This window comes from Candidatus Photodesmus katoptron Akat1 (assembly GCF_000478685.1).
GTDB classification, from domain to species: domain Bacteria; phylum Pseudomonadota; class Gammaproteobacteria; order Enterobacterales; family Vibrionaceae; genus Vibrio; species Vibrio anomalopis.
Map to the genome: position 1 here is coordinate 80,208 of NZ_AMSD01000001.1, position 15,690 is coordinate 95,897.

General features: G+C 30.9%; 11 protein-coding genes. All 11 read right to left on the reverse strand.

Translation table 11 applies throughout. The annotated features are described in order from the left end of the window. Nucleotides 1-17: 17 nt before the first annotated feature. Nucleotides 18-1,694: a 30S ribosomal protein S1 gene (gene rpsA / locus O1U_RS00355; protein WP_016503428.1), complete on the reverse strand. Its 1,677-nt coding sequence runs from the start codon at nucleotides 1,692-1,694 to the stop codon at nucleotides 18-20. A gap of 113 nt (nucleotides 1,695-1,807) precedes the next feature. Continuing rightward, nucleotides 1,808-2,479: a (d)CMP kinase gene (gene cmk / locus O1U_RS00360; RefSeq protein ID WP_016503429.1), complete on the reverse strand. Its 672-nt coding sequence runs from the start codon at nucleotides 2,477-2,479 to the stop codon at nucleotides 1,808-1,810. An 81-nt stretch (nucleotides 2,480-2,560) separates the two neighbouring features. Continuing rightward, nucleotides 2,561-4,417 carry a SurA N-terminal domain-containing protein gene (locus tag O1U_RS00365; RefSeq protein ID WP_016503430.1) on the reverse strand — a complete coding sequence of 619 codons (1,857 nt, stop codon included), beginning with the start codon at nucleotides 4,415-4,417 and terminating at the stop codon, nucleotides 2,561-2,563. A gap of 251 nt (nucleotides 4,418-4,668) precedes the next feature. Beyond that, on the reverse strand, nucleotides 4,669-7,008 hold the full coding sequence (gene lon / locus O1U_RS00370) for an endopeptidase La (protein ID WP_016503431.1): 2,340 nt from the start codon (nucleotides 7,006-7,008) through the stop codon (nucleotides 4,669-4,671). A 67-nt stretch (nucleotides 7,009-7,075) separates the two neighbouring features. Beyond that, a complete protein-coding gene (gene clpX / locus O1U_RS00375) occupies nucleotides 7,076-8,362 on the reverse strand; it encodes an ATP-dependent Clp protease ATP-binding subunit ClpX (protein ID WP_016503432.1) in 1,287 nt (428 codons plus the stop codon). A 227-nt stretch (nucleotides 8,363-8,589) separates the two neighbouring features. Continuing rightward, nucleotides 8,590-9,897 carry a trigger factor gene (gene tig, locus O1U_RS00380; protein ID WP_016503433.1) on the reverse strand — a complete coding sequence of 436 codons (1,308 nt, stop codon included), beginning with the start codon at nucleotides 9,895-9,897 and terminating at the stop codon, nucleotides 8,590-8,592. Nucleotides 9,898-10,144: 247 nt separating this feature from the next. After that, entirely contained in the window at nucleotides 10,145-10,717 is a 573-nt protein-coding gene (locus tag O1U_RS00385; protein ID WP_016503434.1) for a YceI family protein, read from the reverse strand. Nucleotides 10,718-11,183: 466 nt separating this feature from the next. Further along, nucleotides 11,184-12,179 carry a type I glyceraldehyde-3-phosphate dehydrogenase gene (gap, locus tag O1U_RS00390; protein ID WP_016503435.1) on the reverse strand — a complete coding sequence of 332 codons (996 nt, stop codon included), beginning with the start codon at nucleotides 12,177-12,179 and terminating at the stop codon, nucleotides 11,184-11,186. Between the two features lie 243 nt (nucleotides 12,180-12,422). Further along, nucleotides 12,423-13,859: a PTS glucose transporter subunit IIBC gene (gene ptsG / locus O1U_RS00395; RefSeq protein WP_016503436.1), complete on the reverse strand. Its 1,437-nt coding sequence runs from the start codon at nucleotides 13,857-13,859 to the stop codon at nucleotides 12,423-12,425. A 217-nt stretch (nucleotides 13,860-14,076) separates the two neighbouring features. Then, entirely contained in the window at nucleotides 14,077-15,042 is a 966-nt protein-coding gene (locus O1U_RS00400; RefSeq protein WP_016503437.1) for a DNA polymerase III subunit delta' C-terminal domain-containing protein, read from the reverse strand. 3 nt (nucleotides 15,043-15,045) lie between these two features. After that, on the reverse strand, nucleotides 15,046-15,684 hold the full coding sequence (gene tmk / locus O1U_RS00405) for a dTMP kinase (RefSeq protein WP_016503438.1): 639 nt from the start codon (nucleotides 15,682-15,684) through the stop codon (nucleotides 15,046-15,048). Nucleotides 15,685-15,690: the final 6 nt, after the last annotated feature.

Below are 15,690 nucleotides of genomic sequence, written 5' to 3' on the forward strand. Positions count from 1 at the left end.
AATTGATAATTACTCTTCTACTCTTCTTGTTTAGCAGCTTTGAACGCGTCTGCCATCACATTTCTAGGAAATTCATATTTTTCAGTTTTATTTAATGTAGCCATTGCTTCTTGTTCTTCTTCTTCATCCTTAGCTTTAATAGAAAGATTAACCAATCGATTTTTACGATCAATACCTATACATTTAGCTTCAATTTTATCACCAACGTTTAATATTAAGGAGATATCTTCAATACGGTCACGAGAAACCTCAGAAGAACGCATATATCCTTCAACACCGAGTATTAACTCAACTGTAGCACCTTTACTATTGACTGAAGTGACAGTACCACTAACTAAAGTCCCTTTTTTATTCTCAGAAACATAAGTATTAAATGGATCACTTTCCATTTGTTTAATCCCTAGAGAAATCCGTTCACGTTCAGCATCTACTGCCAAAACTACTGCAGATATCTCTTCACCTTTTTTATAATTACGTACGGATTCTTCACCTGACATAATCCATGAGATATCTGATAAATGAACTAAACCATCAATCCCACCATTAAGACCTATAAAAATACCAAAATCGGTAATCGATTTAATTTTTCCAGTAACTTTATCACCTTTAGCTTGTTGTTCAGAAAATAATTGCCATGGATTAAGTTTGCATTGTTTTAATCCTAATGAAATACGACGACGATCTTCATCAATTTCCAAAACCATTACTTCTACTTCATCACCTACGTTAACTACTTTAGATGGATGAATGTTCTTATTAGTCCAGTCCATCTCTGAAACATGAACTAATCCTTCAACACCTTCTTCTATTTCAACAAAACATCCATAATCCGTTAAATTTGTAACACGACCAATAAGCTTATGATTTTCTGGATAACGTTTTGAAATAGCTAACCAAGGGTCTTCTCCAAGTTGTTTTAGCCCTAAAGAAACTCTAGTGCGTTCACGATCAAATTTCAGAACTTTTACTAGTATTTCATCTCCTATATTAACCACTTCAGATGGATGTTTAACACGTTTCCATGCCATATCAGTAATATGCAACAGTCCGTCAACACCTCCAAGATCAACAAATACACCATAATCCGTTAAATTTTTAACTATCCCTTTAACTTGAATCCCTTCTTGTAAACTTGCCAAAAATTCATCTCGCTCCACACTATGTTCAGATTCAATAACGGCACGTCGAGAAACAACTATATTATTTCGTTTTTGATCTAATTTAATAACTTTAAATTCTAATTCTTTATTTTCAAGATGTGAAGTATCTCGAATTGGACGCACATCAACAAGAGAACCTGGAAGAAACGCTCGAATACTTCCTAGCTCAACGGTAAACCCCCCTTTAACTTTACCATTTATAATACCCAAAATAGTTTCGGATTTCTCATAAGCTTTCTCTAAAAGAATCCAAGCTTCATGACGCTTAGCCTTCTCTCTAGAAAGTTGGGTTTCTCCAAAACCATCTTCAACGGCATCTAAAGCTACATCGATTACGCTGCCTACTTTAATTTCTAGTTCACCTGAGGAATTTTTAAATTCCTCTTCAGAAATAGCAGATTCAGATTTAAGACCAGCATCAACAAGAACAAAACCATTTTCAATAGCTACTACAGTACCTTTTACAATACTACCCTGTTGAAATTCAGTTTCACTTAGAAACTCTTCAAATAATTGAGAAAAAGATTCATTCATTTATTTATATCTTTAATAAATTGAACATCCAAGTGCATCCAGCACATGGGGTTATTAATCTTGCCAGTCTATAACATCCATGAGACCAACGTATAACATATATAGAATGCCAATTAAATAAAATTTAATTGGATATATTGTAATGATTTCTTCAATACTTCTTGCATACTCATAGCAGTGGAATCCAAACAAAAAGCTCCTTCAGCAGGATATAAAGGTGCTATAAGACGATTACGATCTCGATGATCCCGGTCACGAAGTTCATTTAAAAGACCGCTAAATTTAACATTCAATCCATGACTTTGCAACTGCCTAAATCGCCTTTTTGCTCGTTCTTCAAGGGTTGCATCTAGAAAAATTTTAACTTTTGCTGATGGAAAAACTACTGTACCCATATCGCGACCATCAGCTACAAGCCCCTTCCCTTTTACAAATAAACGCTGCCTTTTTAATAATGCTTCACGAATTTTTGGTAATATTGATATTTTTGAGGCTGCTAATCCTATTTCTTCTTTTCTTAGTTCCTTAGATATATCTTCACCTTCTAAGATTGTTTTAAGAAAATTATTTTTCAAAACAAACTGAACATCTAGACAGCTTGCTAAAGGAATAAGTGCTTTTTCAGTTTTTAATCCATGACGAATAGCCGCAATAGCCAGCGCACGATAAATTGCACCAGAATCTAGTAAATCAAAACCTAGCTGTTTAGACAATGAAAGACATAAAGTACCTTTCCCTACTCCGCTAGGTCCATCAACCGTAATGACTGGTGTTTTAAAAGACATCTATAACTCCAATTTTTTAAAAATGGGGAAATAAAATTTGGAAAAATATTTTCAAATAAAAGTGTACATAGGGATATAAATTTAACTATAATGCTCATCAAAATATTTAATATTGGTATTACTTCTTAAAATATGTAGCAAAGTATATAATTCTTGAACTGAATTGAATTCAATAAGCTGGTTTACAATAGTTTGATTAGATTTAGTATTAAAAGTGTTTTCTACACTATCTAAAGCAATAATGACTACATTTCCTGTAGCATCTTGAGCATAAGTATACACCGAATTTTGATGAACAGGTTTTTTCATGGAAAAAATTGTATTTGCAAATTCTGAAGTACGATTGACTTTTTTAACTTCACTAAATTTTAAACTTTCCTTTTCTAAAATAACATCTTCATCCGTATTTTTTAAAGAATCAACAAGTTTTTTTGCAAATATAGATGCTTTTTGTTTGGCTTGAATTTCAGAAAGTTTCATTATAATTTGATCACTAACTTGATCTAAGAGTAATGGAACCTTATTTTTAAAATCTTCAACTCGAATAACTAATATATGTTCTGGATTTATTTCAATAACTTCAGAATTTAAACCCTCCTGTTTAATTTCTGGTTTTGAAATAACCTCTAGAACTATAGGTTTTTTTAAAATTTCAGGGTATTTATTCTCAGAAATAAAATCTGTAGTATACACTGGCTGATTGATTGATTGAGCTACTTCATTCAAAGAATAAGGAAATTCAAAAGCTAAATTTTCTAGTTGATGCTTAAGTTCATAAAAAGTATTAATTGCCTTTTGAGATTTTAATTCTTCTTTAACTTGATCAGAAACTTTTGAATAAGGTTTAGTAAAACTAGCTTTTACATCATCAAGTCTTATAATATGATAGCCAGTTTTAGATTGTATTAAACTAGAAATGTCTCCTATTGATTTTAAAGAAAAAACTGCTCTTTCAATCTCAGGATCTATTGTGTTACGTTGAATCCATTCTACATTAAATGTAGAAGACTCTTTGGGTGTTTTTTTTGCTATATTGGAAAAATTAGCACCTAAATTTAACTCTTCTAAAATTGAATATGCTATTTCTTGATTATTATCAGGAATAAAAATATGACTTATTTTACGACTTTCTTCAGCAAAAAAAAGATTTATATTATCAAAATAATATTGTTTTGCTTCATCATCTGTAACTACAACATTCTTTTTTAATGATTCTAGAGATAATTCGATATAGGATAATTTTAATTTTTCAGGTTGACTATAAAATTCAGCATTTTCACTGTAGTATTGAAAAATTTCTTCTTCACTTAATGAAATATTATTTAGAAATTTTTCCATTCCTATTTCAATTATACGTACATTACGAATTTGGTTAATAAGTTTATTTTGTGCATTTATTTCACCAGGTAGTAAAAAATTACTCTCTTGTATGGCTGGAATTAATTGATTCTGAATCAGATAATCAATTCGTAAAGACTGTTCAAAATTTTCTACTGAAAAACCAGAGCGAAAAAGAGAACTCTTATAGAATTCAATATCAAATTTACCATCATATTGAAATTGTGGCATAGAAAGAATGAGTTCGCGAAGCTGAGAATCAGTTACCTGTAAACCCAAAGATTTTGAATATTTTTCAAGTAAAACTCTATTAACCATACGTTCCAAAATTGATTTACGAAAAGATTTAAGGTAGTCCAGGTCGGACAAAGTCTTATAAAAACGTTGACCAAGTTCAGAACGCATAGTATCAAGTTCATTCTGATATCTTTTCTCTAGATCTGGGAAAGTAATTTTTACATCATCCACTTTTACCACAACGTTTCTATTAATACTAATTAGATAATTTCCAATACTAGCAAATAAAAAGGAAGTAATCACTAAACCGATAACTATCTTAATAATAATCCTACTAAAAGGTAAGTCTGACCAATTTAGCATACTTTAATTCCAGCAGTTATAATTCCTACCTTTAAATAGTTGCCTAATAATACAGTTACTTTTACTTTTTTGATAAATACCTCTAGAATAAAAACAAATTTTTATAATGTCTAGTATAAATAGCAACCTGCTCTACTGATTGAGCTTTATTTACCATAACTATTTTTTCATTTAATTGAAATATATTATTTTTAAAATTAAAATAATCAGTTTAAAATCTGGAATAAGTTTCGTTCTCTCTAAATTTCAACTCAAAAAGAAAATGGATCTTGTTCGAGTGCAACTTTTAATACCTCATCGATTGATTTCATTGGAAGAATTGTAAGCTCAGAAGTTATATTATCTGGGATTTCTTCCAAATCACGTTCATTATCTTTTGGAATTAAAACATTAGTAATACCACCACGCCGAGCTGCTAAAAGCTTTTCTTTTAAACCACCAATAGGCAAAATTTTTCCACGCAAAGTAATTTCACCTGTCATAGCTACTTTCGCTTTCACTGGGTTATTTGTTAGACTAGAGACGAGAGCAGTACATACTGCAATTCCTGCACTAGGTCCATCTTTTGGTGTCGCTCCTTCTGGAACATGAACATGAATATCATGTTTCTCATAGAAGTTATTTTTAATGCCTAATTTATTTGCTCGGGCACGAACTACAGTTATAGCTGCTTGAATGGATTCCTGCATTACATCACCAAGGGAACCTGTCTGAGTTAATTTTCCTTTTCCAGACATAACCTCTGTTTCGATAGTCAACAAATCACCACCAATTTGTGTCCAAGCTAATCCTGTAACTTGACCAACACGGCTGCTATTATCAATCTTACCAAAATCATAACGCCAAACGCCTAAGTAATTTTTTAGGTTATCTATATTAACTAATACAACAGAGTTTGATTTTCCATTAATTAAAATGCTTTTAACTACTTTGCGGCAAATTTTAGAAATTTCTCTCTCTAAAGCACGCACACCAGCTTCACGGGTATAGTAGCGAATAATACCAATAATTGCAGAATCTTCAATTTTAATTTCATGAGATTTTAAAGCATTACGTTGAATTTGTTTATCAATTAAATGTCGCTTAGCAATATTTAATTTTTCGTCTTCAGTATAACCAGATAAACGAATTACTTCCATACGATCTAATAATGGACTTGGTAAATCCATTGAGTTAGATGTAGCTACAAACATCACGTCTGATAGATCATAATCAACTTCTAAATAATGATCATTAAATGCATTGTTTTGTTCTGGATCTAATACTTCTAAAAGAGCTGATGAGGGATCACCTCTCATATCAGAAGAGATTTTATCAATTTCATCTAAAAGAAATAATGGATTTTTAACTCCAACTTTAGACATTTTTTGAATTAATTTACCGGGAAGAGAACCAATATACGTACGTCTATGACCTCTGATTTCTGCCTCATCACGCATACCACCTAAGGCCATACGTGTGTATTTACGACCGGTTGCAGTAGCAATTGATCGACCTAAAGAGGTTTTACCGACACCTGGAGGGCCGACAAGACAAAGAATTGGTCCTTTTAATTTATTAATACGATTTTGTACTGCAAGATATTCAAGAATACGTTCTTTTACTCGTTCAAGACCGTAATGATCTTCATTAAGAATTTCCTCAGCTTTAGCTAGATTTTTTTTAACTTTTGAACGTTTTTTCCAAGGAACAGTAACCATCCAATCAATATAGCTACGAACAACTGTTGCTTCAGCTGACATAGGAGACATCATTTTAAGTTTTTGTAATTCTTGGTGTGTCTTTTCATGGGCTTCTTTAGACATTTTTGCTTTTTCTATTCTTTGCTTCAGAGTTTCAAATTCATCTGGTGCATCATCCATTTCACCAAGCTCTCTCTGAATTGCTTTCATTTGTTCATTTAAATAATATTCTCGTTGTGATTTCTCCATTTGCTTCTTAACGCGTCCACGGATCCGGTTTTCCATCTGAAGCATATCTATCTCTGATTCCATTTGTTGCATTAAAAATTCTAAACGTTTTGTTACATCAAGAATTTCAAGAACTTGTTGTTTATCTACAAGCTTAAGTGGCATATATGCTGCGATAGTATCAGCTAAGCGTGCACCTTCATCAATTCCATTTAAAGATGTTAAAACTTCTGGAGGAATTTTTTTATTTAGCTTAATAAAAACTTCAAATTGATTAATCGCACTACGAATAACTACTTCTTGTTCTTTATCATCCTCAAGTTCAGTAGTTTGAAGTAGCTCTATTGAGGCTAAGAAAAAATCATTTTCTTTAAACTGTTTAATCTTAGCTCTTTGTTGACCCTCAACTAAAACTTTTACTGTACCATCCGGCAATTTTAATAGTTGTAAAATTGTGGCTACCGTTCCTACATCAAATAAATCATCTTGAGTCGGTTTATCAGTTTCAGCTGTTTTTTGAGCTACAAGGAGAGCTTGTTTGTTCTTATCCATCGCTGCTTCTAAGCAACTAATAGAAGTCTCACGAGCAACAAATAATGGGATAACCATATGAGGATAAACCACCAAATCACGCAAAGGCAGTACAGGGATCTCGATACGCTCGGAACATTCCAAGTTCATATATTTTTCTTCTCTTTAATTGATATTTAATAAAAAGGAGGAATTTAAAACCTCCTTTTTTTGAGACTTATTCGGCAGTTGCTGTTTGGTGAGCTGAATGGCTATAAATCAATATAGGTTCAGCCTCACCATTTACAACTGTATCATCAATGATAACTTTACTAACATCTGTTACCGATGGCAATTGATACATTGTTTCTAGTAAAATATTTTCTAGAATTGAGCGCAAACCACGGGCTCCTATTTTACGAGACATTGCTTTTCTAGCAATAGCTCGCAATGCATTTTTACGAAATTCAAGCACTACATCTTCAAATTTAAGAAGTGCAGAATATTGCTTGATAAGTGCATTCTTCGGCTCGCATAAAATTTGAATTAGAGCATTTTCATTTAATTCCGTCAATGTTGTTGTTACTGGAAGTCTTCCAACAAATTCTGGAATAAGACCGTATTTAACTAAATCTTCAGGCTGCACTTGTGCAAATAATTCATCAACTGTTTTTACCATTTCATCTTTTGAGCGAGATTCAGGTCCAAATCCAATATTTGAACCAGTTATAACACGTTTTTCAATAATTTTATGCAATCCAGCAAATGCACCTGCGCAAATAAATAATATTTTAGACGTGTTAACTCGAAGAAACTCTTGCTGAGGATGTTTTCGACCTCCCTGTGGTGGTACTGAAGCTACTGTTCCTTCAATAAGCTTTAAAAGTGCTTGTTGAACACCTTCTCCTGATACATCACGAGTAATTGAAAGATTTTCAGCCTTACGAGAGATTTTATCAATTTCATCAATATATACAATACCAAGCTCTGCTTTTGATACATCATAATCACATTTTTGCAATAGTTTTTGAATAATATTTTCAACATCCTCTCCAACATAACCGGCCTCTGTTAATGTTGTTGCATCTGCTATAGCAAAAGGAACATCTAAAAAACGAGCTAATGTTTCCGCAAGCAAGGTTTTCCCACTTCCTGTAGGACCAATAAGTAGGATATTACTTTTCCCTAATTCTATTCCATCTGGGATGATTTCAGAATTTTGTAAACGCTTATAATGGTTATAAACTGCAACGGAGAGCACTTTTTTAGCATAACTTTGACCAATAACATAATCATTGAGATATCCGCAAATCTCTTCAGGAGTAGGTAAAGCTTTAGGTTGTTTTTTATTAGTTAAAACTTCTTTAATTTCTTCAGAAATAATTTCATTACAAAGTTCAACACACTCATCACAGATGTAAACTGAAGGCCCTGCTATTAACTTACGAACTTCATTCTGGTTTTTTTTACAGAAAGAACAATATAGCAGCTTCTTGCTATTGCCATTTTTGTTATTATCTGTCATTCGCTAAACTCTCCTGGTTTTGTTTTATAGTGTATTAATATTGAAAAATATAAGTGTCAACAAGCAATATAAAAAAGAAGAATGTAACTTGAAAAAGCCTATAAGTAAAATAACTCAAAATCTATTTTTAAATACAAATCATTTATATTTATAAAAACGATATACTATTAACAATAAGATTTATTAACTAAAGAACAATCCTTTTCTGTTAAAGAGTAATATCCTTTTTACCTATTCATTATCTGATTAAAAGATATATTTTTATTCAATACAGTTGCTTTAGTTAGGATAAATTCAATAACTTGCTCTTCAAGAGCAAGATTATGTATATTAGCCATGATCTGTTCATTATTTTTGTAGTGATTAATAATTTTTAATGGATTTTCATAGGCTATTGATAGTTCTTCCATCAAGGTCTGCACTTTTTGTTTATCAACTTTAAGCTCTTCAGATTTTATTACTTCAGAAAGAATAAGAGCACTAATTACTCGACGTTTTGCTTTATTTTCCAAAAATTTAATTGGTAATTTATCTACTGATACTGTATTATTTTCATTGGAATTGCCAGATATGAGATGATGACGAAGAAAAGACACTTCCTTATCAACAAGAACTTTAGGTAGCATATTGAGTTCATTAGTAGCCATCAAACCATCAACAATTTGTTCTTTAATAGACTCTTTAATTGCTTGTTTCAGTTCGCGTTTCATATTTTTATACACTTCAATTTTTAAAGCTTCTAAACCTCCATTTAGGATACCAAACTTAGAAAAAAATGCACTGTTCATTTCTGGAAGTTTACATGCTTCTACTTTTTTTATTTTAATCTGAAATTTAGCTTTTTCACATTTAAGATTTGAGTCTTCTAAAAAATGCTCTGCAGGAAGACTAGTTTCAATATTAAATGTCATTCCTGCTTTTTTACCAATTATATTTTCTCCTAAATTAGGAATTCTATGATCTATACCTATTTCAACTGAAAAATTCTTAATTTTATTATCTTCAATCTCTTGATTGTCAATAAATCTTATACAATCAATGATTGCTCGATTACCTTTTTCAGCAACAGTGTTAATTTCAACCCAATCAGCCTGCTGCCTGCGCAAAGTATAAATCATTTCTTCAATATCTGAATCTTGAATTTTAACTATAGGTTTCTCAATAAGAATACTATTTAATTTTTTAAGATCAATTTTTGGGCAAATCTCAAAGGTAGCCATAAATACTAATGGTACACCTTTTTTATCTGTTATAGGAAAAAATATAGGTGAACTAACAGGATTCATTTTTTCTTTTATTACAGCTTCTAGAAAATAATGTTGCATAGCTTTATCAATTACATCTTGACGTATTGCTTTTCCATATATTCTATCAACTAACTTAATTGGAACCTTTCCTTGACGAAATCCATTAAAATGGCGTTTTTTGGTAATATCGTGTAATTTAGCTATGACTGCATTTTCAATATCAGAACTTGGAACAGTAATATTTAGACGACGCTTTAAAGCTCCTAGAATTTCTGTGGTAACTTGCATTATTTTAGAACCTCAAAAATAGTTCAGTAATTCAATTATATTATCTATTTTAACATGTTATGCGTAATCCTACGTATTCTACTTAAAAAGTAATACAATTAAATTTGAATTATTTGATAATATATTAAACGTTCCAAGTAGAACTTTTCTTTTTAATGATGATCTTAAATTAACGCATAATTAATTAAACAAGATCAAAATTGTTTTACTTCTTGGTGAGTATTTTAAGCAAGCTTTAAAAGCTTTTTTATAAAGCCTTAAAAATAAGATTTACAATTACTGGAACCGTGTTTGAAATAGGAATTCCTCCAACAGTCTCAGCTAATTTATTTAGATTATCAATAGGGATAGAAAAATCATCAGAATTAATAATTATATGATTTGTAGAGGAAACACTGAGATAATCTTTTGATTTAATAATTAATAAAGGTATCTGCATTTTTTTAGTATTGCCTAGTAATGTAATATTAGCAGGAATGGTCATTTTAATAGGCATAAAATCAATTTCTGATAAATTAACTTTTCCTGATACTTCAATATTAGGATATTTATTCGATTGAAAAAATAATTCATTTAACCTTTTATCTCGAATTGGATTTAAGCTATCGATTCCTAATGGAGAAATATTCACCTGAAATACACCTTCTTCATTAATCGAACCTGTTAGTGTAGTAATAGTAGCTGGTTCAACAATATATTGCTTTTTAATTGAGGCATAGCTAATAGTAGATATAGAATTATCAAGCTGATATTTAGAGAAAGTAGGTTTAGACAAGAATAAAAACATGATTACTGTTATATATGTATATATTTTTTTCATTAAAAACCTTAAATTAATTTAGAACAACATAATACTCTAAAAATCTAGTTCACTGAGATAATAGAATTTATATATCTATATACATTATAAATTCTTACCTATTTAAGAGGATAGAATCTTTAATTAGCTTAGTTCATTCATATCTATAATATGCTAGAATGGAATAAATTTAAATAATAAATAAGCTAGTTATAACTAAAATTTTCAGGTGTTTTATTTCACTAATAAAAACTAATAAATTTCCTATTAATAAGTAAATCAAATTTAAGGAAAATCATGCTAATTACTAATAGTACTAAACTAATTTAGTACCTTTAATATCAATTAGACCTTATTAAAATTCGAAGATAAAAAAATCTATAATCTATCTTTTAGATAGACTAAAATACTTCATGCTTCACAATCAATTATTCTATAGGATTATTTTTTATCATAAGTATAATTAATATTAAATATGTATTTTGCATTATTTTGATATATAAGCAACTAAATCTAACACCTTATTTGAATACCCAATTTCGTTATCATACCAAGATATAATCTTAAAAAAGTTATCAGTCAAAGATATTCCAGCTTTAGCATCAAAAACTGAAGTTCGCATCTCACCAAGAAAATCTTGAGATACAACTGAATCCTCTGTATAACCTAAAATACCTTTTAGTGTAGTTTCAGATGCTTGTTTCATTACTTCACAGATAGATTCATAAGATGTAGATTTTTCTAAATTAACTGTTAGATCAACTACAGATACATTAGCTGTAGGTACACGGAAAGACATACCAGTTAATTTTCCATATAATTCTGGAAGAACGAGGCCAACAGCTCGAGCTGCACCAGTTGAAGATGGAATAATATTTTGATAGGCACCACGTCCACCACGCCAATCTTTAATTAAACAACCATCAACAGTTTTTTGAGTTGCAGTAGTCGCGTGGACAGTAGTCATTAGACCAGATTCTATACCAAAATTATCATTTAAAACTTTAGCAATAGGTGCTAAACAATTTGTAGTACAAGAAGCATTAGAAACAATATCCTGATTAGAATAGCTAAACTCATTAACGCCCATGACAAACATTGGAGTCGAATCTTTAGAGGGGCCTGTAAGCACAACTTTTTTTGCGCCAGAAATAATATGATCCCGTGCTGTGTCATCGCTTAAAAAAAGACCTGTTGCTTCGACTACAACATCAACATTAATAGCATTCCATTTTATTTTTTTGGGATTGGATTCGGAAGTGACACGAATGGACTTACCATTAATAATAAGCTCATCATCTTTAATCTCTACAGTCCCATTAAAACGACCATGAGTAGAATCATACTTTAATATGTATGCTATGTACTCTAAATCAATCAAATCATTAATACCAACAATTTCGATATCATTACGATTTTGTGCTGCACGAAACACAAAACGACCAATACGACCAAATCCATTAATACCTACTTTAATTGTCATTTACTATTTCTCCAATAACTAATGATAAACTCCAATTTCCACAACTGTACCAATATTTTATAACTAAAACACCAAATTATACTTTATTCATTTATTAATGAAGTGTTCTTATCTAAAATCAACGGGATAAAAATATCCTATCTAAAGATTTATGTCAATTTTTAGATAGGATATGCTTTTAATAGGGATTGACTGTAATATTTAATGCAGTTTAGATTTAATAAATTCTAAATAAGAAAGTTATTAATTATTATTAATCCATTCATCCATATCTGTTTTCAAATTATCAGATTTAGTACCAAACACAGCTTGAACACCACCAGAAACTACAACTACACCTTTAGCACCTAGTTTTTTCAATTTTTCTTTATCAACGATGTCTGTATCTACCACAGAGACACGCAACCGAGTGATACAGGCATCTAGTGAAATAATATTAGCTTTTCCACCAAATACCGATACTAATTTACCTCCAATATCTGAAGTCGATGGTAAATTTACATTATTAAATTCCTCACTATTTTCACGACCCATAGTTTTAATATCTAACTTTTTAATTAATATACGAAAGATGCAGTAATAGACTACTGCATAAACTAAACCAATACCAATTATTAGCAGGATATTTCTTGAGTTACCAGATAATAATAGAAAATCTATTAAACCATGCGAGAATGAAATTCCATGTACTATTCCTAGAACATTAGTAACAACGTATGCAGAACCAGCTAGTAAAGAGTGAATAGCATAAAGCATAGGCGAAACAAACAAGAATAAAAATTCAATTGGTTCGGTAATTCCTGTTAAAAAAGATGTTAAAGCTAATGAAATCATAACACCAAAAACTTTTAAATAATTCTGAGGGTTAGCAGAATGAGCAATCGCTAGTGCTGCCGCTGGTAAACCGAACATCTTAAAAAGATATCCACCAGCTAATTGACCAAAACCATCTCCTGTAATACGAGATGTTTCGTCAGCGACTAAGTAACAAGTAAGGACACCTTTTTGAATTTCACCAATAGCATTAGTGCATCTTCCGACTTCGAAAAAAAATGGAGCATTCCAAACATGGTGCAAGCCAAATGGAATTAGAGCACGTTCTATGATACCATAAAGGCCGAAGGCTAGCGCAGGATTCTGATAAGCCGCCCAATTAGAAAAATAACCAATTGCTTCACGAATTGGAGGCCATATTATGGATAATAAAATTCCTAATGCAATTGCTAAAAAACCAGTAATAATAGGTACAGCTCGTTTCCCGGAAAAAAAACCAAGATATTCTGGAAGTCTAACTTTAAAAAAACGATTAAAAACCCAAGCTGCAATAGCACCAACTAAAATACCACCTAATATCCCAGTATCCATTTTTTCCATATGCATCAAGGAAACTGTAACAACGTCTAATGTTGCTTTCATAATTCCATAACCAACAGCAGCAGCAAGACCTGATACACCATCATTGTTCGTGAAACCGAGAGCTATTCCAATGGAAAACAATAATGGAAGTTGATGGAATACAGAAGCACCAGCCTTTTCCATAATAATAGAAACCATATCTGGAACAAAAGAAAGGTTAGCAGTTCCTATTCCTAAAAGAATACCTGCAACAGGTAAAACTGACACTGGCAACATCAATGATTTGCCAACTTTTTGTAAATTAGCAAAAGAATTCTTAAACATGCTTTTATGCTCCTGATAACACCATTGTCGTTGATAAGAATATAAAACAATTCATGTAATCAACGAAGAAATACATATTAGAAACGGATTCTAATCTTTTAAAGCTATCAATATATATTGATATTTATCAAATTTGCTAGTTGCTAATCAAACTAAATTGCAAAGTAACTATATAGATCACAGTTACTAAGAAAAGAATCAGTTAGACAGAAAAGCATTAAGTAGATATTTCATTAGTTAAATTTATTAACCAATTTGTTATTAATAATTCCTTATTTAAAACTGGATGTAAACGTATTTCTTTTCTTAATAAATTAAGCTTAGCTGTTTGTGTATAAAGGTCATTATAATTAAGTAATCTGCTTAACTGGATAGCACCTGGAATAGTATATTCATCAATTAATCCAAAGTGGGATTTTTGTGCATCGGTAAATAAGTACCATAACCATGCTAAATATTTATTAGGGTCTTTTAATAAACACTTAGTTAAATTTATTAATTCTTCTAGATCATTTTTCATTGCTGAAATTAGTTTCTGTTCAATCATTAAATAGGTTTCTAACTCATTAGTTTGAATAAAAGTTAAAATATCTATTGGAGCATAATTATTTAAGTGCAAAGTATAACCAGGAATGTCTTCTTTTGTTTTAGATTTTAGCCAGTTTAGAAGCACCATATGTTCAGGGATGCTAACGTTCCAACATTGACAACGACTTTTAATAGTTGGTAGTAATAAATTAGGTTTAAAAGAAACTAGAAGAAAAATACAATTTGATGGTGATGTTTCTAAAGTTTTAAGCAAAGCATTCGAAGCTGATTCATTCATAGCTTCAGCAGGCATAACTACAATTAAACGAAAACCAGAAAACTGAGAAGTTTCACAAGCAATTTTATTACAAAATCGAATTTGATTGATGCTAATTCCTCCTCCATTTATTTCTGGAGAAATCAAATGAAAATCAGGATGATTACCAGATTCCACTAATTTACAACTATGGCAAAAACCACAATAATCACCGAGATAGTTAGAACACATTAAGACTTGAGTTAAATGCTTAATTAACTGTTCACTGCCTAAACCATGAACACTATTAAGGAGAACAACATTAGGGAATTGAGCTGTTTCTAAACTTAACTTCCAATAATGCCAAATATCTTTTAACCATGGATAAAGATTTTCCATTTATTACCTTATGTTCAACCATGTATTTAAAATATTTCTAATATCATTAGCTACTTGAACCATATTTTGCTCAGCATCAATTATAACAGTATTGCAATCTTCATTTGCTAACTTTAAATAGCATTCACGAGTTCGATTAAAAAAATCAATATCCATTTTCTCAATTCTATCAACTTTTCCAAAGTCACGAGAGTACACTCGCTCAAGACCAATTTTTGGATCAAGATCTAAGTAAAATGTTAAATCAGGTATTAAATCAACTAATATAGTTTCCTTTAACATAGAAAGAATGTTTGATGAAATGTTTCGACCAGCGCCTTGATAAGTTTGTGATGACATATCATGACGATCACTTACAACCCAAATTCCTTTTGAAAGAGCCGGCTTGATAATATGTTCTACTGATTGCACTCTAGCAGCATACAGTAATAATAATTCAGTCATATTTTGCAGAGATTCATTTTTCGGCTCTTCTTTAATAAGCAAACGAATCTTTTCTGCTAAATTTGTTCCTCCAGGTTCTCTGGTACTTTTTACTTTTAAAATGCCAGCATTAGTAAGAGTTGTGGAAATAATCTTCACGGCTGTGCTTTTTCCAGAACCTTCAAGTCCTTCTACAACAATAAATTTTGCTTTTTTCATTATTTT